The organism is Sphingobium chungangianum (assembly GCF_977014255.1).
Window position 1 is genome coordinate 793,776 of record NZ_CDRNIV010000006.1, and the last position, 25,752, is coordinate 819,527.

The 25,752-nt window shown below is 62.6% G+C and carries 18 protein-coding genes; 16 read left to right on the forward strand and 2 right to left on the reverse strand.

The window, feature by feature from the left end; translation table 11 throughout:
* Positions 1 to 4 precede the first annotated feature (4 nt).
* The 4 genes from ACWNC0_RS10975 to ACWNC0_RS10990 are packed head-to-tail and all read left to right on the forward strand — an operon-like array spanning position 5 to position 3,408.
* The gene (locus tag ACWNC0_RS10975; protein ID WP_449474602.1) at positions 5 to 703 is read left to right on the forward strand and encodes a biotin--[acetyl-CoA-carboxylase] ligase; all 699 of its coding nucleotides are present in this window, start codon (positions 5 to 7) and stop codon (positions 701 to 703) included.
* A gap of 16 nt (positions 704 to 719) precedes the next feature.
* Complete coding sequence (locus ACWNC0_RS10980) at positions 720 to 1,499, forward strand: type III pantothenate kinase (RefSeq protein ID WP_449471564.1); 780 nt, start codon at positions 720 to 722, stop codon at positions 1,497 to 1,499.
* Complete coding sequence (locus tag ACWNC0_RS10985; protein WP_449471566.1) at positions 1,499 to 3,136, forward strand: ribonuclease J; 1,638 nt, start codon at positions 1,499 to 1,501, stop codon at positions 3,134 to 3,136. Before ACWNC0_RS10980 ends, ACWNC0_RS10985 begins: the two co-directional genes overlap by 1 nt.
* A gap of 11 nt (positions 3,137 to 3,147) precedes the next feature.
* The gene (locus ACWNC0_RS10990; RefSeq protein WP_449471568.1) at positions 3,148 to 3,408 is read left to right on the forward strand and encodes a DUF1467 family protein; all 261 of its coding nucleotides are present in this window, start codon (positions 3,148 to 3,150) and stop codon (positions 3,406 to 3,408) included.
* Positions 3,409 to 3,522: 114 nt separating this feature from the next.
* Here the strand turns inward: ACWNC0_RS10990 and ACWNC0_RS10995 are convergent, their stop codons facing one another.
* Positions 3,523 to 4,179 carry a response regulator gene (locus ACWNC0_RS10995; RefSeq protein WP_449471570.1) on the reverse strand — a complete coding sequence of 219 codons (657 nt, stop codon included), beginning with the start codon at positions 4,177 to 4,179 and terminating at the stop codon, positions 3,523 to 3,525.
* On the reverse strand, positions 4,176 to 5,852 hold the full coding sequence (locus tag ACWNC0_RS11000; RefSeq protein ID WP_449471571.1) for a sensor histidine kinase: 1,677 nt from the start codon (positions 5,850 to 5,852) through the stop codon (positions 4,176 to 4,178). Before ACWNC0_RS11000 ends, ACWNC0_RS10995 begins: the two co-directional genes overlap by 4 nt.
* Before the next feature lie 163 nt (positions 5,853 to 6,015).
* On the opposite strand from ACWNC0_RS11000, the gene recO reads away from it, so the two are divergent.
* From recO to ACWNC0_RS11060, 12 genes are all read left to right on the forward strand, one after another.
* Positions 6,016 to 6,750: a DNA repair protein RecO gene (gene recO, locus ACWNC0_RS11005; protein WP_449471572.1), complete on the forward strand. Its 735-nt coding sequence runs from the start codon at positions 6,016 to 6,018 to the stop codon at positions 6,748 to 6,750.
* Between the two features lie 52 nt (positions 6,751 to 6,802).
* Positions 6,803 to 7,849, forward strand: a complete 1,047-nt coding sequence (gene leuB / locus ACWNC0_RS11010) for a 3-isopropylmalate dehydrogenase (RefSeq protein ID WP_449471573.1) — start codon at positions 6,803 to 6,805, stop codon at positions 7,847 to 7,849.
* A 10-nt stretch (positions 7,850 to 7,859) separates the two neighbouring features.
* A complete protein-coding gene (gene metZ, locus ACWNC0_RS11015) occupies positions 7,860 to 9,068 on the forward strand; it encodes an O-succinylhomoserine sulfhydrylase (RefSeq protein WP_449471575.1) in 1,209 nt (402 codons plus the stop codon).
* 33 nt (positions 9,069 to 9,101) lie between these two features.
* Complete coding sequence (gene apaG, locus ACWNC0_RS11020; protein ID WP_449471576.1) at positions 9,102 to 9,500, forward strand: Co2+/Mg2+ efflux protein ApaG; 399 nt, start codon at positions 9,102 to 9,104, stop codon at positions 9,498 to 9,500.
* The gene (locus ACWNC0_RS11025) at positions 9,497 to 10,288 is read left to right on the forward strand and encodes a LysR family transcriptional regulator (protein ID WP_449471577.1); all 792 of its coding nucleotides are present in this window, start codon (positions 9,497 to 9,499) and stop codon (positions 10,286 to 10,288) included. Before apaG ends, ACWNC0_RS11025 begins: the two co-directional genes overlap by 4 nt.
* 65 nt (positions 10,289 to 10,353) lie before the next feature.
* Positions 10,354 to 10,917 (forward strand): tetratricopeptide repeat protein, encoded by a 564-nt coding sequence (locus ACWNC0_RS11030; protein WP_449471578.1) that lies wholly within the window; start codon positions 10,354 to 10,356, stop codon positions 10,915 to 10,917.
* Between the two features lie 716 nt (positions 10,918 to 11,633).
* Entirely contained in the window at positions 11,634 to 19,088 is a 7,455-nt protein-coding gene (locus ACWNC0_RS11035) for a VCBS domain-containing protein (protein ID WP_449471580.1), read from the forward strand.
* A 46-nt stretch (positions 19,089 to 19,134) separates the two neighbouring features.
* The gene (locus ACWNC0_RS11040) at positions 19,135 to 19,842 is read left to right on the forward strand and encodes an OmpA family protein (protein WP_449471581.1); all 708 of its coding nucleotides are present in this window, start codon (positions 19,135 to 19,137) and stop codon (positions 19,840 to 19,842) included.
* A 13-nt stretch (positions 19,843 to 19,855) separates the two neighbouring features.
* On the forward strand, positions 19,856 to 21,250 hold the full coding sequence (locus ACWNC0_RS11045; protein ID WP_449471582.1) for a TolC family protein: 1,395 nt from the start codon (positions 19,856 to 19,858) through the stop codon (positions 21,248 to 21,250).
* Positions 21,251 to 21,303: 53 nt separating this feature from the next.
* Positions 21,304 to 23,463 (forward strand): type I secretion system permease/ATPase, encoded by a 2,160-nt coding sequence (locus tag ACWNC0_RS11050; RefSeq protein WP_449471584.1) that lies wholly within the window; start codon positions 21,304 to 21,306, stop codon positions 23,461 to 23,463.
* Positions 23,460 to 24,479, forward strand: a complete 1,020-nt coding sequence (locus tag ACWNC0_RS11055; RefSeq protein WP_449471585.1) for a cell wall hydrolase — start codon at positions 23,460 to 23,462, stop codon at positions 24,477 to 24,479. The genes ACWNC0_RS11050 and ACWNC0_RS11055 overlap by 4 nt, the downstream gene beginning before the upstream one ends.
* On the forward strand, positions 24,476 to 25,750 hold the full coding sequence (locus tag ACWNC0_RS11060; RefSeq protein WP_196225756.1) for an HlyD family type I secretion periplasmic adaptor subunit: 1,275 nt from the start codon (positions 24,476 to 24,478) through the stop codon (positions 25,748 to 25,750). The genes ACWNC0_RS11055 and ACWNC0_RS11060 overlap by 4 nt, the downstream gene beginning before the upstream one ends.
* The last annotated feature ends 2 nt before the right edge of the window (positions 25,751 to 25,752 follow it).

Genomic DNA, 25,752 nt, shown 5'->3' on the forward strand with positions numbered 1-25,752 from the left:
CGATATTCGCTTCGTCGACGAGACCGGCTCCACCAACGCCGACATGCTGGCGTCGGCGGAGCAGGGCGTGGCGGAAGGCACGTGGCTGCGTGCGGGACGGCAAGTGGGTGGTCGAGGCCGCATGGGCCGGACTTGGGAAAGTCCTGCGGGCAATCTCTATTGTTCCACGCTGGTCCGGCTGAGGGCGGGGGATCCGCCTGCCCATCTGCTGGCTCTGGTCGCAGCGAACGCGGTGCATGCGCTGGTTGCACCATTGTGCGAGGGGCAAGCGCGGATCAAATGGCCCAATGACGTTCTGGTCGATGGCGCGAAGATCGCGGGTATCCTGCTCGAACGTGCGGGAGATGCCATCGTCGTGGGGATCGGCATCAATGTGGTGGGCCACCCGGTTGGGCTGGACCGGCCTGTTACCAGTCTGGCGGCGCAGGGGGCCGAGGATGCAGAAGCTGGCCCGCTTCTGGAGAGATTGGCGGAATTATTCGAACATTGGCTGGCCATCTGGCGCGCGCAAGGGCTGGAGCCGGTGCGGGCGCATTGGTTGCTGAACGCGCATCCCAGCGGCACGGCGATGCGGGTCGTTCAGCCTGACGGCGAGACCGTCGAGGGCAGTTTCGATACGCTTGATCAGCAAGGGATGCTGATCCTCCGCTTGGCGAATGGCGATACCCGTGCCATTCATGCGGGCGACATCCTTCTCATCTGATATCCGGGGACGGGCCATGCTTCTCGCGATCGACGCGGGCAATACCAATGTGGTTTTCGCACTGCTTGACGGGCGGGAAATTCGCGCGCGTTGGCGGATCGCGACCGACCCGCGACGGACGGCGGATGAATATGCCGTGTGGCTGAACCAGTTGCTGATGCTGGAAGGCTATGCCCTTGCGGATGTCGATGCGGTCATCATCGCCACCGTTGTTCCACGCGCGCTGCATAATCTTCAGGTGCTGGCGGAGAAATATTTCAAGACGGCCGCGCTGGTCGCGGGGCAGGCGCCGGTCGAATGGGGCATTGAACTGGACGTGGCGGAGCCCGCTTCCGTGGGTGCCGACCGCGTTGTAAACGCTATTGCAGCACACCATTTGTACGAAGGCGATTTGATCGTCATCGATTTTGGAACCGCGACTACCTTCGACGTCATCGATTATCAGGGGACTTACAAGGGCGGCATCATTGCGCCGGGGATCAACCTGTCGCTCGATGCATTGGTCTCGGCCGCTGCCAAGCTTCCAAAGATTGCCATCGCGCCACCGGAGAACCGATCGGTTATCGGTCGTACGACGGAAGCGCAGATGCTTATCGGCGTCTTCTGGGGCTATGTCGCCATGATGGAAGGGCTGGTTGCCCGAACGCGGGCGGAGATTGGCCGCCCGGCCAAAGTGATTTCAACAGGGGGCCTGGCCGTCCTGTTTGATGAGAATAGTGAAATTTTCGATGCGATCGCGCCGGACCTGACCATTTTGGGTCTCGCGCTGTTGCACGAACGGAGTTTGAAGAACTGATGATACCTAAAGACGAGCTGCTCTTCCTGGCCCTGGGCGGGTCGGGAGAGATTGGCATGAACGTCAATCTATATGGTTGCCAGGGCAAGTGGGTGATGGTTGATCTTGGCCTGACCTTCGCCGACCCGGCTTATCCCGGCGTTGATCTGGTGCTGCCGGACCTGTCCTTCATCGAGGAACGGCGTGAGGACCTGCTCGGCATCGTGCTCACCCATGGGCATGAAGATCATATCGGTGCCATCCCCTATCTGGCCGCTGACCTTGGCGTGCCGCTTTATGCGACGCCGTTCACGGCGGGCCTTATCAGGCTTAAGCTGGAGGAAGAGGGCCTGACCAAAGAGGTCAAGCTGAATGTCATCGACAATGAAGGCAGCTTCGCTCTGGGGCCGTTCGGGTTCCGCTATGTGCCGCTGGCTCATTCGATCCCCGAGGGCAATGCCGTGCTGATCGACACGCCTTATGGACGTGTTTTCCACACGGGCGACTGGAAGATCGATGAGAAGCCATTGCTGGGCCAGCCTTCGACCCCCGAGGAGCTGACCGCGATCGGTGATGAGGGGGTGCTGGCGCTTGTTTGCGACAGTACGAATGTATTCAATTCCGAGGCGAGCGGCTCCGAAGCTGATGTGCGCGAAGGGCTGATGCAGACGATCACCGGCGCGAAGGGGCGGGTGCTGGTTACTACTTTCGCTTCCAATGCGGCGCGTTTGCAGACGCTCGGCGAAGTGGCGAATGCAGTCGGACGCAAGCTGTGCGTGGCCGGGCGATCGCTGGACCGGATCATCTCGACCGCGAAGACGGCGGGATATCTCAAGGATTTCCCGCCGACGGTCGATTGGGATGATGCGATGGCGCTGCCCCGCAACGAGGTGATGATCATCGCCACGGGCGGGCAGGGTGAAGCGCGCGCGGCCTTGTCTCGCGTTGCTTTCGACAGTCATCCGATCAAGCTGGACACCGGGGATCTGGTGGTTTTCTCGTCCAAGCAGATCCCGGGTAATGAGATCGCGATCGGGCGTATTCAGAATGCTTTGGCGACAAAGGGCGTGCTGATGGTGACGGATCGCCAAGCCGAGGTCCATGTTTCGGGCCACCCGGGGCGACCCGAACTTGAAGCCATGTATCGCTGGGTGCGGCCGCAAATTTTGCTGCCGGTTCATGGCGAGCGGCGGCACATGGCGGAGCAGGCGCGGCTTGGTCTGACAAGTGGCGTCCCCAGCGCCATCGTGCAGTCCAATGGTGATATGTTGAGGCTGGCGCCCAATGGTCCCGAGATCATCGGGCATGAGGCCACGGGGCGGCTCGTTCTGGATGGCGATGTGATCCTGCCCGCGGACGGTTCCACGATGAACGAGCGCCGCAAGGTCGCGCTGCATGGGCAGATCAGCGTGGCGGTGGCGCTGGACCGTAAGGGCAAGCTGATGGGTGAGCCCGCGTTGCGTACCCAAGGCGTGCCGGTGGAAGAGGATAAGGCAGCGTTCTTGGCGGAGGCGGCTGACGAGGCCGCGCAGGCTGTGTCGAAGGGGCCGCTAGAGGAAGAGGCGTTGCGCGAGCGGGTACGGCTGGCGGTGCGGCGGACGGCCACGCGCTGGACAGGTAAGAAGCCGGTGGTGGACGTCCTGCTCATTCGCGCCTAAGGCTCCGCATCATGAACTGGTACGCAATCCTGGCTATTTATGTGCTGTTCTGGGTGATCAGCGCGTTCATCGTTCTGCCTTTCGGCATCCGGACGCCCGACGAAACGGGTGAGGTGATGCTGCAAGGGCAGGCTGACAGTGCGCCCAGCAACTTCCGGCCAGGTGTCGTTGCGTTACGTGCGACGGTCCTGTCGGCGCTGTTGTTCGGGCTATATTATGCCAATTATGTCGAGGGCTGGGTCACGTTGGAGCGGCTGACGCATCCTTCGTGATGGCCGTGAGATCGCGTTGGTGCAGAGACCGTCGCGAGCTTTGGCAAGCGCAGTCCGAAGGGATGAGTTGTCCGGACAGCTCACTTGATGCTCTGGTGGCGGTAGCTGACCGGTTCAGTGCAGGCCGACCGCCGGTATAGCGCTGTCCATCGACAACATCATGATGATCAGTTCCGACCGGGACTTGATGCCAAGCTTCTGAAAGATGCTGTGCAGGTGCACCTTGACCGTTCCTTCGGTCAGGCCGCACCGAGCGGCGATTTCGCGATTGCGGAGACCGGCCCGGATAAGTCCGGCAATCTCCATTTCCCTGTCGGTTAGGCTGGAAAGCGCGTTGTTGTCGTTCGGCGGGGCCGAGATGCTGTGCACAAGCGCCTGTTCCATCACGGCGGGCGCAATGCTTTTGTTGCCGCCCAGAACCTGCGTGATGCAGGAGAGCAGTTCATTGGGATCGCTGTCCTTCAGGACCACGCCATCCACGCCGAGCTTAATCGCCTCCAGCGTCTGATCAGGGCGGATGTGGACGGTCATGAAGATCACGGGAACATTGCTGCCGCTGTCGCGGATGGCAGACAGGATCGCGAGGCCGCCACCGTCCTTCATGCTCACATCCAGGACCAGCAGGTCCGGCTGATCATCCTGAAGGCGGGAGATGGCTTCACTGACAGAACGCGCGCAGAAGACGACGTCATGCCCGTGCGAACTCAGAAACTGCGCCATGCCATCCAGGAAGATGGGGTGGTCGTCGACTATCGCAATCTGAGCCATCATATTGGGGACCTCGGCAAGGATGAAGGTAATCTAATCGAAATTAATGAATTCATGCTTAAGTTGTGGAAATAGGCGGTGCCGCCGATCTTGCCCAACCGTTTCATGATGGACTGCGATTGCAGTTCGAAGTCGCCAGTATAGCTTTGCTGCTCGATCCCCCGGTCGCCCGGATTGTCCTTGAGCGCGATCATTATCTCATCATCGGCCTGAGCAAGTGAGACGGTAATATGCTGGGCGGCGGCGTGCTTTACGGCGTTGGCGGTAGCCTCCCGGAGTAGGAACTCCACTTCCGCTGCCGTTTCGGACGTGACCATCATGGGATGGTCTACCGGGTTCAGCCGACACTCAATTCCCCATTGCAGGGCAATGAAGCGGCAGCAGCTTTCGACATCGCGGACCAGATCGACATCGTCCGGGCTGTTCCCGGTCACATTGAGCAGGCGGCGCAGATGAGCCTGTTCGGCGGTGACGAGTTCTTCCATCGCATGGAGTTCGGCCAGGTGATGCGGGGCTTCGATAGCGGCAAGCCCATGTTGTGCGGTCACAAGGCGGACGCGAAGGGCGGCAAGGGTCTGAAGAACGCTGTCGTGCAGATCGCGGCTCAGCGCGAGCCGCGCTTCGGCAAAGGTTCGATCGCGCCAGGCGAGCAGGAAAAAATGCCTTTCGAGGAAGAGCTCTAGCCCCTCTTGGATGCGGAGCGCGCGGAGCAGGGCGGCAGGCGACCAGCCATGGCGCGTGCCGACGAAAATGCGGCCGCGCAGCTCACCGGCCTGCACCTGAAAGCTCAAACCCTGCCCTGCGCCCAGCAGGTCGGATATCGCTTCGGTCAGGTGAGAAGCCTTTTCATTGCGCGTGATGCCGAGGCGGTTGCGCAGCAACAGGCGGCTTGATTGACCGGAATAGAGAAAGGGCGCTTCCGGCGGTGCGATGCCCAGCAATGCTTCTACCTGCGGCTGCGGCAGGCTGATGGCATGGACGCCGTCGCCATTGATAAGCTCGCAGTTGATGGGGCCATCGTCCATCTGCCAGACGAGAGCGCAATAGCGGGCCGCCATCAGTTCCGATATCTGCTCCACCACGAAGCGCGGAAGAGATTTTTGGAAAGACAGCCCGACGGCCTGCAATCGTTCCGACCAATCGATAAGCCGCCTTTCCAGGATCGACATGCTGAGCATCGCCGCGGCGATGGTGCAGCCGATGATCACCGTGATCCCATCGATCGCCCGGTCCACCTCCGCCACATGGCGTTCGGCGGCCCACGTTTCGTAGGAACCCCGCGCCAGGAAAGCGAGAACCAGGCAAAGGGCAAGGACGATTATCGAGCCGCGGCCAAAGCGCTCCGACGCCGACCAGGCAACGAAAAACAGGCAGGCGAGGGCTGCGATCTGCAAAGGCTGGCATAGGGCGATCACCGTCAGGAAGATGATGGCGTCGAGGATCAGTGACAGGGGCCGGAGCAGCAAGCCAAGCGGCGGCGCCAGCATATGCTGCACAATGCCAAACAGGGTCCAGAGCCAGACGCCGCCCTGCAAAACTGTGATGGTGCGGGCGAAGTCAGGTTCGTTGTGGAACATTGCGCCGATCTGCCACGTGGCGGCAACGGCAAAGGCGACGCGGGATACGGCAAAACCCAGCGTCGGTGATCGACCCAACCAGAGCACCAGGCGGTCCATCGCGGAAGATGACGCCTTGGGCATATTCAACATGGTGGCTTGTCCCCAACTCCCACATGGATGTTTCACCACAGGCAGGCAATAGAAACAACCTATATCGACCCCGGCATCTGGCGCGCGCCCAGCAGTGGCGCCAAGGGCTCGGCACGTTTAAGGATGACGCATGGCGGTGCTGATCACTCCTGCCCTGGTTTGCGGGGTCCGTTCCCATGGTGAACATGGAGCCATTGCGCGCCTTCTGACGCCGGATCACGGACTGTTGGCGGGCTATGTGCGTGGAGGCCGATCCCGCGCCTTGCGGCCGGTGCTGCTGCCGGGAAATAGCGTGAAGGCGGAGTTCCGGGCTCGGACCGAAGAGCAGCTTGCCGGGCTGACCGTCGAAATGGAACATAGCCGCGCACCTTTGCTATCCGAGCCCTTGCCTGCCGCGGCGATCGACTGGGTCTGCGCGCTGACGGCGGCGGCTCTGCCGGAAGGGACGCCATATCCGACGCTCTATCAGGCTTTGGATGGCGTGCTGGGCGCGATCGACGCGGCGCCCGCCGCGCGGGGATGGGCGGCGGCGCTGGTGCGCTACGAACTGTTGTTGTTGGCAGAACTGGGCTTTGGCCTCGATTTTGGCCGGTGCGCAGCGACAGGTGGTGCCGAAGATCTGGCCTTCGTAAGCCCGCGCAGCGCGGCGGCGGTCAGCAGGACGGGCGCTGCGGGATATGAGAGCCGGTTGCTGCCGCTGCCGCCTTTTCTGCTGGAGGGAGGCAGCGGCGACTGGCCTGGCATATTGGACGGATTACGGCTGACCGGCTTCTTTCTGGAACGGTCGGTGCTGACCGATTGGCGGGCCGACACGCTGGCCGCGCGCGAAAGGCTGGTCGACAGGTTGAAAAGAGCGGTTGCGTGAGGCGCGGCGGCTTCATAAGGGGCGGCCACGACATTGAAGGAGTTTTCGCGCCATGTTGATCGCCCTGTTCCCCGGAGATGGTATCGGCCCAGAGATCATTGCGCAGGCACGGCGCGTGCTCGACGCCCTGGCGATTGACGGCCTGACCTATGAGGAAGGACTGGTTGGCGGCGCTGCTTACAAGGCCGTGGGCCACCCGTTGCCGCCCGAGACGCTGGATATAGCCCGGCGCGCTGACGCCATCCTGTTTGGCGCTGTCGGTGATCCCGATTGCAACTCGCTGGAGCGGCATTTGCGGCCCGAGCAGGCGATCCTTGGCCTGCGCAAAGCGCTGGGGCTGTTTTCGAACCTGCGTCCCGCGAAGGTTTTTCCGGAGCTGGCGGATGCGTCTGCCCTGAAGAAGGAGGTGGCGAGCGCCATCGACCTGCTGATCGTGCGTGAGACCAATGGCGACGTCTATTTCGGCGAGAAGGGCATGCGCAAGACGGCGGACGGCCTGCGCGAAGGCTATGACGTCATGTCCTATAATGAAGAGCAGGTGCGCAAGATCGCGCATCAGGGCTTCCAGGCGGCGCGCGCGCGCGGAGGCAAGCTCTGCTCCGTGGACAAGGCCAATGTTCTGGAAACAAGCCAGCTGTGGCGTGACGTGATGATCGAGGTTTCGGCCGAATATCCCGACGTTGCCCTGTCTCACATGTATGTGGACAATGCCGCGATGCAGCTGGTGCGCGATCCGGGCCAATTCGATGTGATCGTTACGGGCAATATGTTCGGCGATATCCTGTCGGATCAGGCGAGCATGTGCGTCGGATCGATCGGCATGCTGGCATCAGCGACCCTCAACGACAGCAAGCAGGGCCTGTACGAGCCGATCCATGGGTCCGCTCCCGACATCGCCGGGCAGGGCAAGGCCAATCCGCTGGCAACGGTCCTGTCGGCGGGGATGATGCTGCGCTACTCCCTGGGCATGCCGGAACAGGCCGACCGGATCGAGGCTGCGGTTGCCAAGGCGCTTGCCAATGGCGCGCGCAGCCCTGACCTTGGCGGAAGCATGACTACGGTCGAGATGGGCGACGCGGTGCTGGCGGCTCTGAAGTAAGGAAGAAGCGATGAAGCGCAGGAGCGGGCAGGACCCGGCGATCACCAAGAATTGGCGACCCGCTACGCTTGCGGTGCGGGGTGGCAGCGCGCGCAGCGAGTGGGGCGAAACGTCCGAAGCGCTGTTTCTGACCAGCGGCTATTGCTACGACCGTGCCGAAGACGCGGCGGCGCGCTTCGCGGGCGAGCAGCAGGGCATGACCTACAGCCGCCTGCAAAACCCGACGGTCGAGATGCTGGAAAAGCGCATCGCGCTGCTGGAAGGCGCCGAAGCGTGCCGTGCGACCGCCACTGGAATGGCGGCGATGACGGCGGCACTGCTGTGTCAGTTGTCGGCGGGCGACCATGTGGTTGCTGGCAAGGCGCTGTTCGGGTCATGCCGCTGGCTGACGGACACGCTGCTGCCCAAGTTCGGGATCGAGACGACCACCGTCGATGCAACGGACAATGCTGCCTGGGAAGCGGCTGTGCGGCCCAACACGAAGGTGTTCTTCTTCGAGACGCCCGCCAACCCCACGATGGATGTCGTGGACCTGGAGGCGGTGTGCGGCATCGCCAAGAAGCATGGGATCACGAGCGTCGTCGACAATGCCTTTGCGACGCCAGCGCTTCAGCGGCCGATGGAATTCGGGGCGGATGTGGTCGCCTATAGCGCGACCAAGATGATGGACGGGCAGGGCCGTGTCCTGGCCGGTGCGATCTGTGGCACCGAGGATTTCATCATCAACACACTGCTGCCGTTCCACCGCAATACGGGGCCGACGCTGAGCGCGTTCAACGCTTGGGTGGTGCTGAAGGGGTTGGAGACGCTGGACCTGCGCATCCGCCGCCAGAGCGAGAACGCCCTTAAGGTAGCGAAGTTTCTGGAGGGCCGGGTGGCGAAGGTCCTTTATCCGGGGCTGGAAAGCCATCCGCAATATGCTCTGGCGGCAAAGCAGATGGAGATGGCAGGACCTATCTTCTCGCTCTATGTCGGTGGCGGACGGAAAGAGGCCCATGGCCTGCTTAACGGGCTGGAGCTGGTCGATATCAGCAATAATATCGGGGACTCCCGGTCGCTGATGACCCATCCCGCTTCGACGACGCATTTCGGCATGGCCGAAGAGGCGCGGCTGGAAGTGGGCATCGCCGAGGACATGCTGCGGCTGAATGTCGGCCTTGAAGATGCGGATGATGTGATCGAGGATCTTGATCGCGCTCTGAAGTCGATAGGCCGTTGACGAAAGCAGGGGGAAAGGCGCATTTCTTTTAACGTGAACGCGCTCTTTCCCTTTCATGCGACCACACGTGATATCAACGTGCATGTTGCCGTTACGTTCCTGCCGGAACAGTCAGAGCCTGACCGGGGGCGCTGGTTCTGGGCCTACCATATCCGTATCGAAAATAGCGGGGATCAGCCCGTGCAGTTGCTGACGCGCCACTGGGTGATCACTGATGGGCGTGGCGTACAGCATCGGGTGGATGGCGATGGCGTCGTGGGCGAGCAGCCGGTGGTGCAACCGGGGAAAAGCTATGACTATGTTTCGGGTTGCCCCCTCAACACGCCGACAGGATCGATGCGCGGGCATTATCATATGATCGGCGCCAGCGGGGAGACGTTCGACATCGCTATCCCTCATTTCGCACTCGTAGCTCCGGCGATTGCCGAATGAAGCGTACGCATTTGCCGTTGAACGGTCTACGCGTGCTGGATGCGGCTGCGCGGCATTTGTCATTCACCCGGGCGGCCGATGAACTGGCGGTGACCCCGGCAGCCGTTGGCCAGCAGATACGGGCGCTGGAGGACTTGCTGGGCGTTGTCCTGTTCCGCCGGACGCCGAAAGGTCTGGAACTGACCCCGGAAACCGAAGCGGGCCTTGAAGCCTTGCGCGCGGGCTTTCTGGAGTTTGAAGAAGCCGTGCGAGCGATGCAGGCGGGACAATCCAGTTCTTCGCTGACCATTGCCGCCCCACGCGATGTCACGGCGAAGTGGCTACAACCGAGGCTGGCCAGCTATGCGGCGAACCAGCCCGACCTCAGATTCGCGTTGGTAGCGGCGGACGAGACGCTGGATTTCACGGAGGCTAATCTGGACCTCGCATTGCGGCTGGCCGACGGGCCAGGCGAACATGAAGGGGTGAAGCTGGGCGAGGCGAGTTTCGTTACGGTCGAAGCGGCTGGGGGAAGTCCGGCGCATCGCGTCGATTGGCCGGGCTGTCCCACGGCAAGCGAACCAGCGGCGATCCGGGTTGCTGACGCTGGGCTCGCCATCGAAGCCGCGATCAACGGCTTTGGACGAGCAACCGTGCCGCTGCTGCTCGCACAGGCCGATATCGAGGCGGGTAGGGTGCGGCAAGTGGGCGAGCCGGAGGCGTCTACGCTGGCCTATTGGTTGATCGCGCCGCTGCCTCAATGGCGGCAGAAGAAGGTGAAGGCGCTGATCGAGGCGCTTCTCTCCTGAACCGAGGCTTTCGCTTCCGGCCTTTTGCTGGGGCGAGGCCGTCGTGCGCATCGAGGAGTAGGAGGATGACCTTTCGCGGCTTCAACCATAGCGGGCGAGCATGTGCGCTGCTGCTGCTTTGCCTGGCGCCTCCCGCATGGGGGCAAGCACCCTATGTTGCCGATGTTACCGAGGCGCGAGAGAAGCAATGGCGATCATTGGTGGCGGAAGCGCAGACCGCTTACACAGGCGGACGACTGTCTGAAGGCACAGAAGCTGCGCGCAAGGCGTTGGCGCTGGCCGATGAATTGTTCGGACCTGATGATCCGCGCACGCTGATTTCCGCAAATGATCTGGCTCTGTTGCTGGAGGGGATGGGCAGTCATCGCGAGGCCGAGCAATTGCTCCGCCGAGTATTCGACAGCTATTTGCGCACGCGGGGCGAAGATGACCCCAATTGCCAGATGGCGCTGGAAAACCTGATCGATTTCTATCTGGCGCGCAAACGGACGGACGCAGCTGGGCCGTTGGTGGGCTATGCATTGGATCTCTTTCGCCGGACAACAGGCACTGCCAGCGAGCGCACGCAGCGCATGGAAAAAATAGCGGCGCAAATGCCCAAGCCCGATCCAGTTATTCCGGTGAACTGACGATCGCGTTTCCGCCTCCATTCGCCAACTATATCGTTAATTATAGCCCTTAGGGTGAATTGCTAAACCATCCGCCGCTGCTATCCCCACTCCACCATCGGACGGCGGCGTTCATTTTCCCCCGATGTCGGGCCAGTGCGTGCATTGGCGCGAGATGGGGGAGTGGGCGTTGGCACCGGACATAATTCCGTTGGGTCGCAAAAATGAGCGGGCGGCTGGCCGAAGGGCTGGCCGTCCTCTTATCGTTTCCGAGACATTCCTGGCCACCAGGACAGCCGAAAGTAGCTCTATAGCATCAGCGATGCGTTCCGAAGTCGTTGCCGGACACCGCTCCGATCATTGGCCTGCATTAAATGCACGGTATAAGGCTAATGATATACTGTATGTGAAATACCTATATCGTCAGTAATAGATCATGGGTTATTTTTGGGCCGCTATCGTATTTAAATGGTTAACAAAAGTTGATTTTTGGTGACTCTATTTATCCCCGCCTAATATGATCGCTCATCGGGTCAGAAGTATAAGACGATAGTATTAATCCGGGGCGGGGAGGGCCAATAAGGCCTTGCCAACGGAAGATCGCAGACAATGGGCAATAGCTGATCCGCTAATGCCATGAGTCGATGAAGGTGGCATTTCTCAATGCATGCGCGTTGAGGAAGCGGTCTTCTGCGCACTTCTTTGAACCGTCCCATGACGACAGGTGGGATGGAAAGATGGATTTCGAGCGCGAATGGAATGCCGATGCCGCCGCTGACCGTCAGCAGGCGCATGACCCGGTCCTGGATGCACTCGCTGCTCGGGTGAAGGGGCACCATATCCAGCCAGGCACAATGCGCACGGTGGCCGCTGGCCCCGACGGCGTTGTCGTTCTTCCTGCCGGAACCGACATCAATCAAATAGAGGTCGATGGCCGCAACCTGATCGTCACGTTGCCGGACGGCACTCAGATGGTGATCCTGGATGGCGCGGTCGTAATGCCGCACATCGTTGTCGGCGACGTGGAAATCCCTTCGGTCAACCTTGCGGCGCTGTTGATCGGCGAGGAACCGCAGCCCGCTGCGGGTCCGGCTCGCAGCTCTGGCGGCAATTTCCTGGCAGCCGAGGGGGATGTCGGAAATCCTCACGGCCTGGGCGATCTACTCCCACCGACCGAATTGGCCTTTACGCAGCCCGAAGAGCGAGAAATCCTCCCCATCGCGCCGGAGGAAGATCATGTGCCTGAACTGGAGGTCCCCACCTCCGGCCCTGGCACTGTCGTGGACGAGTCCGGCCTGGGCACGGTGAACCGTCCCGGCGGATCTCCTGGTTCGAACGAACCGGCTCCCGTCGAGACGACAGCCGGCACCATCACCTATGTTGCGGTCGATACACCCGCGACGATCAGCATCAACGGCCAGGTCGTCACTGGACCGGGGCAAACGATCACCGGCGCCCATGGCACGCTGACGATCACCAGTGTTGCTCCAGGTGCGATCGAATACAGCTATACATTAGCCGACAATAGCTCGGGCGATACCGTGACCGATAATTTCACGGTGACGGTTACCGATGCTGACGGGGACAGCGTCACCAAGACGCTGGTGGTCAACATCATCGACGACGTACCTACCGCGCACGATGACCTGGCTCACCAGGGTACAGAGGGTACGCCGGTCGTCATCAACGCCTTTGCCAATGATGTGTTCGGCGCAGATGGGGTCGATATCGACAATAATCCCGCCGTACGCGTGACGATTGTCAGCGGTCCAGCAGAAGGAGCGGTGGCATACGACCCCGCGACCGGGCTGTTCACCTTCACTCCGGCGGCTGGACAGGAAGGCACGGCAACCTTTGTCTACCAGATCCAGGATGGCGATGGCGATACCTCCCAGGCGACAGTCACTGTCACCCTGGAGCCCGATTCTACGCCGACTGTGGAGGTTCAGGCCGGATCGGACACGCTGGTCGATGAGTCTGCGCTCAATCCCAATGGTTCCAATGCTGAATCCACGGCGGAGACCGCCGCTGGAACGTTGATCGTCACGACCGGAAACGACACGGTCGGCTCGCTGGTCATCAATAATGTGGATGTGACCAATGGCGGGACCGTCCAGGGCAGCTTCGGCACCCTGATCGTCACTGGATCTCCGGCGTCGGGATACAGCTATAGCTATACGTTGGGCGCGGCCACATCGGGCGACAACACGAAGGATAGCTTCGCCGTCACCGTTACCGATAGTGATGGAGATACCGCAGGCACGACGCTGACTATCGGCATCGTGGATGACCAGCCGCACGCCATTGATGATGTCGGCAATGTTGTCGTCGAAGACGGCGCCACCAACAGCCTGTCTGGCAATGTGCTGACCAATGACGTGTCTGGCGCGGACACGCCCAAGAGCTTTGTTGCCTGGGGCGCGGACGCGGCGGTGGTGGCGGAGCTCAACAGCTACGGCACGCTGGTACAGAACAGCGATGGCAGCTGGAGCTATGTGCTGGACAACAGCCGGGCGGCGACACAGGCGCTGGGCAGCGGGTTCAGCCAGGACTTCACGCTCCATTATACGATGCAGGACGCGGACGGCGACCAGTCGCCCGCGACCCTGACGATCACGGTGAAGGGCGCGGACGACAGCGCGACCGTGGTGACGGCCTCGCTGAACGGCCCTGACGCGACCGTCTATGAGGCGGGCCTGCCGAGCGGCACGGCACATGACGGCAGCCATGTGACCAGCGGCAGCTTCACGGTGTCTGCGACCGACGGGATCGCGAGCATCACGGTGGGGGGCACGAGCTTCACCCTGGCGCAGATGCAGGCGTTCGGCACGACCAATGGGGTTGTGAACACGGGCGAGGGGACGCTGCTGCTGACCGGCTACAATGCCGCGACGGGAGCGGTGAGCTACAGCTACACGCTGCTGGCGACGATCGACAATGACAGCAAGACGGGCGCGACCCTCACCGAATATGACGACAGCGTCACGGTAAGCGTGACCGGCATCAGCGGCACCAGTGGCAGCGACACGCTGATCGTGCGGATCGTCGATGATGTTCCGCAGGCGGTCAATGATGCGGGCGGCACGCTGACCGAGGATGTGGCGGGGAGCCTGTCTGGCAATGTGCTGACCAATGATGTGTCTGGCGCGGACACGCCCAAGAGCTTTGTTGCCTGGGGCGCGGACGCGGCGGTGGTGGCGGAGCTCAACAGCTACGGCACGCTGGTACAGAACAGCGATGGCAGCTGGAGCTATGTGCTGGACAACAGCCGGGCGGCGACACAGGCGCTGGGCAGCGGGTTCAGCCAGGACTTCACGCTCCATTATACGATGCAGGACGCGGACGGCGACCAGTCGCCCGCGACCCTGACGATCACGGTGAAGGGCGCGGACGACAGCGCGACCGTGGTGACGGCCTCGCTGAACGGCCCTGACGCGACCGTCTATGAGGCGGGCCTGCCGAGCGGCACGGCACATGACGGCAGCCATGTGACCAGCGGCAGCTTCACGGTGTCTGCGACCGACGGGATCGCGAGCATCACGGTGGGGGGCACGAGCTTCACCCTGGCGCAGATGCAGGCGTTCGGCACGACCAATGGGGTTGTGAACACGGGCGAGGGGACGCTGCTGCTGACCGGCTACAATGCCGCGACGGGAGCGGTGAGCTACAGCTACACGCTGCTGGCGACGATCGACAATGACAGCAAGACGGGCGCGACCCTCACCGAATATGACGACAGCGTCACGGTAAGCGTGACCGGCATCAGCGGCACCAGTGGCAGCGACACGCTGATCGTGCGGATCGTCGATGATGTTCCGCAGGCGGTCAATGATGCGGGCGGCACGCTGACCGAGGATGTGGCGGGGAGCCTGTCTGGCAATGTGCTGACCAATGATGTGTCTGGCGCGGACACGCCCAAGAGCTTTGTTGCCTGGGGCGCGGACGCGGCGGTGGTGGCGGAGCTCAACAGCTACGGCACGCTGGTACAGAACAGCGATGGCAGCTGGAGCTATGTGCTGGACAACAGCCGGGCGGCGACACAGGCGCTGGGCAGCGGGTTCAGCCAGGACTTCACGCTCCATTATACGATGCAGGACGCGGACGGCGACCAGTCGCCCGCGACCCTGACGATCACGGTGAAGGGCGCGGACGACAGCGCGACCGTGGTGACGGCCTCGCTGAACGGCCCTGACGCGACCGTCTATGAGGCGGGCCTGCCGAGCGGCACGGCACATGACGGCAGCCATGTGACCAGCGGCAGCTTCACGGTGTCTGCGACCGACGGGATCGCGAGCATCACGGTGGGGGGCACGAGCTTCACCCTGGCGCAGATGCAGGCGTTCGGCACGACCAATGGGGTTGTGAACACGGGCGAGGGGACGCTGCTGCTGACCGGCTACAATGCCGCGACGGGAGCGGTGAGCTACAGCTACACGCTGCTGGCGACGATCGACAATGACAGCAAGACGGGCGCGACCCTCACCGAATATGACGACAGCGTCACGGTAAGCGTGACCGGCATCAGCGGCACCAGTGGCAGCGACACGCTGATCGTGCGGATCGTCGATGATGTTCCGCAGGCGGTCAATGATGCGGGCGGCACGCTGACCGAGGATGTGGCGGGGAGCCTGTCTGGCAATGTGCTGACCAATGATGTGTCTGGCGCGGACACGCCCAAGAGCTTTGTTGCCTGGGGCGCGGACGCGGCGGTGGTGGCGGAGCTCAACAGCTACGGCACGCTGGTACAGAACAGCGATGGCAGCTGGAGCTATGTGCTGGACAACAGCCGGGCGGCGACACAGGCGCTGGGCAGCGGGTTCAGCCAGGACTTCACGCTCCATTATACGATGCAGGACGCGGACGGCGACCAGTCGCCCGCGACCCTGACGATCACGGTGAAGGGCGCGGACGACAGCGCGACCGTGGTGACGGCCTCGCTGAACGGCCCTGACGCGACCGTCTATGAGGCGGGCCTGCCGAGCGGCACGGCACATGACGGCAGCCATGTGACCAGCGGCAGCTTCACGGTGTCTGCGACCGACGGGATCGCGAGCATCACGGTGGGGGGCACGAGCTTCACCCTGGCGCAGATGCAGGCGTTCGGCACGACCAATGGGGTTGTGAACACGGGCGAGGGGACGCTGCTGCTGACCGGCTACAATGCCGCGACGGGAGCGGTGAGCTACAGCTATACGCTGCTCGCGACGATCGACAATGACAGCAAGACGGGCGCGACCCTCACCGAGTTTGACGACAGCGTCACGGTGAGCGTGACCGGCATCAGCGGCACCAGCGGCAGCGATACGCTGGTCGTGCGGATCGTCGATGACGCGCCGCATGCGGTCAATGATGCGGACAGCGTGACGGAGGGTCTTGGCAACAAAGCGGACGGCAATGTGTTCACCGGGGTTGGCGGCACGGATGCTAACTCGACCGATGGCACGGCGGACACGATCGGCGCGGATGGCGCGGCGCCTGGCGGCGCGGTCACGGGGGCTCGGGTCGGCACGGAAGCCGGAGGCGGTGCGCTGACGGGGGTGAGCGCTGCGGGTACGACGATAAGTGGCACCTATGGCGATCTGCTGATCAAGTCGGATGGCAGCTATACCTATACGCTCAATACCGCGTCGATCCCGGCGGGCGTGACGAGCGAGACCTTCACCTACCAGATCAAGGATGGGGATGGCGACACAGACCTGGCCCAGCTGGTGATCAGCTTGAACCAGGATGGCCGCGTGCCCGATGTGACGGGCGACACGAGCACGGTCTATGAGGATGGCCTGGCCGACGGTTTGCAGCATGGCGCGGCCAGCGAGACCGATACGACTGGCCAGTTCACGGTCAATGCCAATGGCGAGAGCTACACGCTGACGCTCGATGGCGATCTCAACCCAGCGCAGGCGATCACGGCGGTGGGGCAGCAGGTGTTCACGAGCAAGGGCGTGCTGACGATCACCTCGATCTCGGCGCCAGATGTGAACGGCGTCGTGACCTATGGCTACAGCTATACGCTGGATCATGCGTTGACGCACAGCGGTCAGGGCGAGATCAACCCGCTGACCGACACGATCAGCATGACGGTGACCGACGCCACTGGCGACAGCGATGCGACGCCTGGATCCATCGTCGTCTCTATCGTGGATGATGTTCCGACATTGTCTTCCGTCACGGATTTGTCGGTGGCGAATTCCATTCACACCTATAGCGGGAATGATATCAACTTCACCTATGGTGCAGATCAGGCGGGCAGCATCACGCTCACCCATCTGACTGACATAACGGGCATCGTTTACACGGGCGATGGCACCGGCGTGGTGACGGCCAGCGTGAACGGCAATCCCTATTTCACGGTATCCGTTGATCAGGCGACAGGCGATTATACGGTGGACGTGCTGACTACGCGACCAGTGGTCGATACGCCGCTCAGCTTCAGCAATATTGCGCCTGGCAATTACACGACGGTTACCCTGCCCGGCGGGCAGGTGTTCGACGGCGTTTCTTACGCCAACGGGACGACCACCGCCCAAGCCTTCACCAACGATGGGTCGACGATCAATCCGTCGGGCAACGGTTTTGGCGTGGCGAACAACCTCATCAATGACAATGAAGGCTTCCTGTTCAGTAATCACGACTCTTCGTCCCTGAGCTTCGACGTTAATTTCCAGCCGAACACATCGACGGTGACGGTGAGCTGGGCGACCTATGCGGGCGGCACGCCGACAGCTGGTGCGTTGCCACTTCAAACCGGGACTTTCCTCGTCACGAAGGATGCTGACGGGATCACCCATGTCGATATCGATCCGACACTCGATTTCGATCATATGGTGGTCCGCTTCGACTATACCGGCAGCGGCAATCCAGCGGCGCGCGTTGAAAATTTCAGCGTAACGCAGCAGGTCATTCCTGACGATCAGGTGCTGCAGTTCGCAGTCACGGTGAAGGACGCAGATGGCGACATTGTCACCAGCACGACACCCACCACCACGATTGATGTTACGTTCCAAGGCGGAGCGCCGGTTCCGCCGGTCGCGATAGATCTGGACGGCGACGGTCTGGAATTTGTCGATCGTTCGCTGGGTGTCACCCACGATTATGGCAGCGGCATGGTCAGCACGGCATGGGTCTCGTCCGACGACGGCCTGCTCGCTCATGCGATCGGCGGTTCTTACGACATCGTCTTTGCGGACGATGCACCGGGGGCGAAGAGCGATCTGGAGGGTCTGCGCCTTGCATATGACGGTAATGGCGATGGTGTGTTCGACGCCCATGATGCCGCCTATTCCGAATTCGGCGTCTGGCAGGATTTGAACAGCAACGGTGTGGTCGATGGCGGCGAGTTCAAGTCGCTGGCCGACATGGGCATCGCATCGATCAAGCTGACCTCTGATGGCCAGAGCTATCAGGCGGCGGGCGGCGACGTGACAGTGCTGGGGGAAGCGACCTTCACCCGTACTGACGGCACGACGGGCACTGTCGGTGACGTAGTGTTCGCCACCTCCAAGGATGTCGACCTCGCCAAGACGGAAAGCACCACCAGCGGCTTCAACCAGGCGCTGATAGCGGCGAGCCTGGTGGCGGTGGCCGGTGCTGTCGAGACGTTGGAGCAGGCGCCTGCCCCGGTCGTCGCTCAGGCCGAGACGACGGTGGATACCGCACCGACGGCTACAACCAGCACGGCGTCCGAGCCTGCCAACGAAGGCGACGCAAGCACATCGGTGTCGAGCGAAAGCCAGGATAGCCATGTTGCGGATCAGCCGGTCGAGCAGACGAGCCACAGCGGCAGCGACGATTCGGCTCCAGATCATTCAACGCTTTCGGGCGGCGATGATGCACCGGTTCATGCCGCCAATGATGATGGCCAAGCGCAGGCCGCGCTGGACGATCATCAGGGTTTGCTCGCCCAGGCGGTTAATCTCCCGGTCTTCGACGGCAATGCGGCGGCGCTCGTTGCGGCGCATGACGCGGCTCCGAATGCTCAAGCGGCACAGGTGGTAGCCGAAGCTTTGGGCCATGCGGGGACGCCAAACATCGATGCGCTGCTGGCCGCGTTGCCGGGGGGCGAGCATGCGCCGGTGCTGCTCAACCCCGTTGCGGGCGACGCCGCCGATGCAGGCCATCTGATGGCGATGGCGGCCAGTGTCTTCGATGCGGCGATGGTCGCGCATGAAGCGATGGCGGTCGCTCACGGGTGATCGCCATAGTTTGGATTTCTCGCGGGAATATTGGGGGAGAATGATTATGCGAAACAGGTTGAGAAGCATCGCTTCCTTCGGCCTAGCGGCGGGGATGATGTCGACGGGGGCCTTGGCGGCACCCGCTTCGCCCCTGATGCAGATGGGCAATTCGGAGCTCAAAGGCGCGCTCAAGAGCCGTTATGACACGGCCGTTGCGGCGGCGGGCGACGCAAGCTTACGGGCAGCGCAGGACAGCCGCTGGACCTGGGCCGTAGAGGCCAAGAACCAGTGCGGCATTGCGCTGGGCTTCATGAAATCCGGCACTAAGGATGCGGACAGCATCAATAAGTGCGACGACTTTGTGGCACGCCTTTCGGCGCCGCCACCGCCGCCGGTGCCGACCGCAGCTTCAGCCCCACCCGCGCTGGACTGCACGGCACCGGCGGTGTCCATCTTCTTCGACTGGAACATGGACAGGCCGCTGCCCGAGGGCGCGGCGACGATCAACCAGATCACGCAATCGGCCGCCCAGTGCGGTTGGACGCGGTTCGGCGTCACCGGCTACACCGATACGTCGGGCGGCAAGGGTTATAATGACGGCCTGTCGCTGCGCCGGGCGCAGAATGTCGCCGGGCTGATGAGCCAGGGTGGCATCGCGATGGACGCGATGACCGTCAGCGGGCTGGGCGAGACCCAGCTGAAAATCGAAACTGCCGACAATGTGCGCGAACCGATGAACCGTCGGGTCGAAGTCACTGCCAGCACCAATTGAGGGGAGCGCAATCATGACAATCCTGCGCAAGACATGCGGCAGCCTGATGGCGCTGTGCGCCGCGACCATGGCAACGACCGGTTGGGCACAGACCACGGATCTGAAGAGCGCCATTGCGGCCGCGATCGACAGTCATCCGGAAATCAACCAGGCGATCCAGAACAAGGAAGCGATCGAGTTCGAACGCGAACAGGCGAAGGGGTTGTATCTGCCCCGGGTCAGCGTGGAAGGATCGGCTGGCATTCGTCGGTTGGAGAATAACACGCGCCGGACGCTTGGCCTTGGCGACCAGACGCTCTACCCGCTGGAAGCAAGTGTGCTGGCCGAAGAAACGCTGTTCAATTCGGGGTATCGCGGTGCTGAAAAGCGGCGTCAGGCCGCGCGGATCGACGGAGCTGCGCTGCGTGTCGGTGAACGGTCACAGTTCGTCGCGCTGAACGTCACGCGGCAGTATCTGGATTATATGCTGCAACAGCGGGTCGTCGCGGCGGCTGAGGACAATATCGCTTTCCATCGCAAGCTGCTCGGCGATCTGGGCGAGGGCGTGTCGAAGGGATCGATCAGCATCGCCGACCAGCAGCAGGCCGAAGAGCGGCTGCAATCCGCGTTGGTCCGCAAGAGCGAAGCTGAGCAGGACCTGACCAACGCGGCGATCAGCTTTCGCACGCTGACCGGTCTTTCGATCGATCAGGTGTCGATGCCCGATGCGGTGACGAGCGCTGTACCGCCGACGCTGGACGAAGCGATTGCGGGCGCGCGCGCCAACAACCCGCTGATCCGGGAAGCTGAGGCTGACATCCAGGCTGCCCATGCAGTCGTCGACGAGGCTGAGTCCGAGCTTGGACCCAAGGTTGTGCTGGAAGGGCGCGGCCGCATCGGCGAGGATGTGGACGGCTTCCGTGGCAGCACCAATGACGTGCAGGGGCGTGTCGTCCTGCGCTGGCAGCTGTTCGATGGCGGTATCAACCGGGCGAAGGTCCAGGAAATGACCCGCCGCGCCAGCGAGGCGCGTTTCCGGCTCAGCCAGCGTCAGCGCGAGGCGGAAGATGATGTCCGTACTGCCTGGAACCGTTGGGATACCGAAAAGAAGCGGCTGAACGACTTGTCGCGTCAGGGCACGGTGTCTGATTCCCTGCTGGTGTCCTATCGCGAGCAGTTCAACGTCGGACGCCGTTCGCTGCTCGACGTGCTGGATACGCAGAATACCCGCTTCAATACGCAGGTGCGGACGGAAACCGCCCGCTTCTCTGAAATCTTCGCGCAATATCAGATTCTGGCGGCGACCAATCAGTTGCTCGATACTCTGGGGATAGCCCAGCCTTCGGGCGCCAATCCCTATGCGCGCAAGAAATATGATGTCCCGGATCTGCCGCCCGCCGAATTGCAGCGGCGGCGCTATCCGGGCTGAGTTTCCATCTTTGGGGTCACCCCGGCTTCGGCCGGGGTGGCGCGGGGTAAACAATGTTGGGACGAAGCACATTAAGTCTGGCCGAATGGCTGGACCATCAGAGTTCGCCCGGTGACGAGCTGACCGAATGCATCGCCCATGTGGCGCGGCATTTCGATCGATCGCCGGGGATCGTGGCTCTACGGGCGGGTCTTGCCGTTGATGAATCCGGGCGTTTGCCCTTTCATCAGGCGGAATCCGCGCTGGATCAGATCGGCCTGCTGAGCGACCATGTCCGCGGGAGGCTGGACAAATGGCGGCCCGCCAACCTGCCAGCCATCCTGCCGCTAAGGGGCGAGCGTTTTCTCCTCCTGCTGGACATCAAGCAGGGCGATGCGCTGGTTCAATTGCCGCATGCGAGCGAGCCGGTATGGGCGCGGCTTTCCGACCTGGAATCCTATTTTACCGGTGAAGCGCTGGCGGTCATGGCCGATCACGGCCGCGAACGGGCCGAGGAAAGGCCATGGGACGAGCGGGCGCGGCAGCATTGGTTCTGGCGCGAAGTCTGGCGGGCGCGTGGGTCCTTTGGCTATGTCATGCTGGCGGCGGGGATCATCAACCTTCTCGCCTTCGCGTTGCCGCTGTTCACGATGAACGTCTATGACCGGATCATTCCGAACAAGGCCGCTTCCAGCCTGTGGGTATTGGGTGCGGGCGTCATGCTGGCCTTTGGGCTGGATTTTGCTTTGCGGCTCGCCCGGGCGCGGCTGGTTGACGAGGCTGGCCGGGAAATTGACGAACGGCTGTCGCAGCGGTTGTTCGAGAAGGTGATGAACGTGCCGCTCGCCAGCCGTGCGGGCAGCACAGGGGCGCTGGCACGGCGCGTGTCGGAATTTGAAAGCGTCCGGGAATTTTTCACATCGACCACCGTGGTGCTGGTGGTGGATATCAGTTTCCTGTTCGTGTTTGTCGGCATCATCGCGCTGCTGGGCGGATGGCTCGCGGTCGTGCCTGTCGTCATGATCGGCATCATGGCCACGGCCGGGTTCTTCCTTCAGCGCTCCATGGCCAGTCTGTCGCGTGATGCGCAAGCGGACTCGAGCCTGCAAAGCGCCGCGCTGGTGGAAGCGATCGGGGGCATCGAAACGCTGAAAGCATGCCGCGCCGAAGGGCGGATGCTGGAACGGTGGCGCCGTTACGCCCGGATGAGTGCATCGACGCAGGAAAAGCTGCGGCGGCTAAGCTCGACCAGCGTAACACTTGCGTCGCTATGCCAGCAGGTCACGAGCATCGCATTGGTGATCGGCGGATTTTACATGTTCGCTGCGGGCGAGATCACCATGGGAGCGATCATCGCTATCGTCATGCTGGCTGGCCGGTCATTGGCGCCGGTTGGACAGCTGGCCTTCGTCATCGTGCGCGCGCGGCAAGCGATAACGACATTGGGCAGCCTGCAGACGCTGATAGATCAGCCGGACGAGCGGCTGGACGGAGCGCGTGGTATCATCCCGAAGGTGCGCAAGGGCGCGATCGTCGCCAAGGGGCTGGAGTTCAGCTATCCGGGCGTCACTCAGCCCAGCCTCAAAGGCATTGATCTGCGCGTCGAACCGGGCGAACGGATCGGCATCATCGGGCGCGTGGCATCGGGCAAGTCGACGCTGGGGCGGGTGCTGTGCGGCCTTTATCCTCCGGGCGGTGGCATGTTGACCATCGATGATGTGGATAGCCGCCAATATCATCCGCACGAACTGCGCGCTGCCTTCCGCTATGTCGGGCAGGATGCGGAGCTGTTCAGCGGGTCGGTGCGGGAAAATCTGCTGCTGGGCGCGCGGGACGCCGACGATGAGAAGTTGCTGGACGCGCTGGAGCGGTCGGGCGCGTCGCGCTTCTTCGGGCGGGATGCCGCCGGGTTCGACCTTCATATCGGTGAGCGCGGCAGTCGCCTGTCGGGCGGGCAGCGGAGCTTCCTGGTGTTAGCGCGGGCGTTGGTGGAGCCGACCAGGCTGCTCTTCCTCGATGAACCGACCGGCGCGATGGATAATCAGACGGAAAATCTGTTTGTCGACCATCTGGCAAAGGCGCTGGAGCCCGAACAGACGCTGATCGTATCGACGCACCGCCATGCCCTGCTGCGGATCGTGGATCGGTTGATCGTGATCGACCAGGGTGTGGTTCTGGCGGACGGGCCGCGCGATGAGGTTATCGGACAGCTGCAAAAAGGAGCGGTCCAATGATCGGGCGGGCATGGAGGTTGCCAGCGTCTGAAGCTTGCATGCTCGGCCTCGGGGGCGCGCTTGTTATAGCCTTGGCGGCGGGAACGGTTGGCTGGCGCGGGCACGACGTTCCCAAGGCTGCGGTCGAAACGAAGATCATGGACGGTGCGCCCGCCATACCCCGTGAGTATCGCGCGCTGGTGGAGATCACAGAGAGCGAAGCCACGCCCTCGACGACTGGGCAGGAGGCGGCGGTGCAGAATGGCAGGCTCCGGTTTGCGTCCGGAGCCATTGCCGCAGCATCGCCTTTCCGGGCGCTTCAATCCGCCGGCGAGGACAGGAGCCGCGCGCTGCAATGCCTGACACAGGCGATCTATTATGAAGCAGCGGCCGAACCGGAAAGCGGACAGCGCGCGGTGGCGCAGGTCGTTCTCAACCGTGTACGTCATCCCGCCTTCGCCAAGACGGTGTGCGGCGTGGTGTATCAGCGCTTTAACGCGTCAGTGTGCCAATTCAGTTTCGTATGTGATGGGTCACTTGCGCGGCGGCCGATGGCTGTACTCTGGAACCGGGCGCAGCGGATCGCGGCGGCGGCGCTGGCGGGACAGGTTGAACAGAGCGTTGGCACGGCGACCCATTATCATGCCGATTATGTGTTTCCTGGATGGGCGCCGCATCTGGCGAAGCTGGTGAAGATTGGCGCACACATCTTCTATCGCTGGCCGGGCGCGTGGGGGCTGCCGCGTGCTTTTACGGGGCGCTATGCCGGGGGTGAATATACCCCTGCCTTCGATCCATCGCAGATGGTGGGGATGAAAGAGCCGGAGATCGATTATCCTTCGGTTGCGGCACTGCCCGAACGCCGGGCGGCCAATGATGTGGGCGGGCGGATGGACCCGTCCAAGGGATGGAAGCTGTCCATTCCTGATCCTTCGCAAGGGGGCGGCGCTCTCACCAACATGTTGGCCGCGCAGGAAAAGGCGAAGGCGGTGGCGCTCGCTGCCGATGAACATGCAATGCGAGAGGCAAAACCATGATGGGGCGCTGGATCAGCTGGCTGCGGGGGCAGCCGGGCAACAAGCAGGTCATCCTGTATAGCGGCGGAGGCATGCTGGCGTTCCTGTTGTGGGCCAGTCTTGCTCCGGTGGATGAGGTGACGCACGGGCAGGGGCGGGTGATCCCGTCGAGCAAGGCGCAGGTCATCCAGTCCGCCGAGCCGACCACGATCGAGGAGATATTGGTCCGGTCGGGGCAGAAGGTCAGCAAGGGCCAGTTGCTGGTGCGTCTGGACGACGCGATGCTGGCGTCCGAACTGGGGCAGTTGCAGGCCGAGACGCGATCGCTGACGGCGCGGGCGGGACGGCTGGAGAAGGAAGGCACCGGTACGGGCGCCAACTGCGCCACGGGCGGTCCCGAATGTCAGCAGGAGCAGGCGCTAGCCGCAGTCCGCCAATCGGCGCTTCGCAGCAAGCAGGATGGGCTTTCGGCCCAAGTGGAGCAGCGCCGCCGCGAACTGGGCGAGGCGCAGGCCACGATCGACAGCCTGGGTGGCAGCGTCCAGCTGGCGCGGCAGCGGGTGGCGATGCTGGAGCCGCTTGCGGCCAAGTCCATTGTCCCGCAGACCGAATTGCTCGACGCCCGGCGTGAGCTGGTGGATGCGCAAGGGCGGCTCAACGCGGCGCAGCAGCAGGCGTCGCGTGCATCGGCCGCGATTCGCGAGGCACAGGCGCAACTGTCCGAGGCGAATTTTCAGTTCAAGCAGGATGCGCTGAACGAACGTAGTCAGCTGGAGGCCAAGATTGCGGTCAATAGCGAGTCCCTGCGCGGTGCGAAGGGCCGAGCACAGCGCGCGGAAATTCGTTCGCCCGTCGATGGCGTGGTCAACGATGTGCAGGTGACGACCATCGGCGGCTTCGTGACGGCGGGCCAGAAGATCATGCAGATCGTCCCCATCGGCGACAAGCTGCTGGTGGAGGCGCGGGTGAAGCCAAACGACATCGCCTTCATCAAGACCGGCGACCGCGCGGTCGTGAAGGTCACCGCCTATGACTTTTCCATCTATGGGGGCCTGAGCGGCACCGTGCAGCAGGTGTCGGCCGACAGCGTCTATGATGAAGCGACGCGGGAGGCCTATTTCACGGTGGTCGTGGAAACCGACCGCGCGTGGTTGGGCACGGGCGCGCACAAGCTGCCTATCACGCCCGGCATGGTGTGCGACGTGGAGATATTGACGGGCCGCAAGTCGGTCCTGGCCTATTTGCTCAAGCCCATCATGAAGGCGCGGTCAGAGGCGTTGCGGGAGAGGTAGTA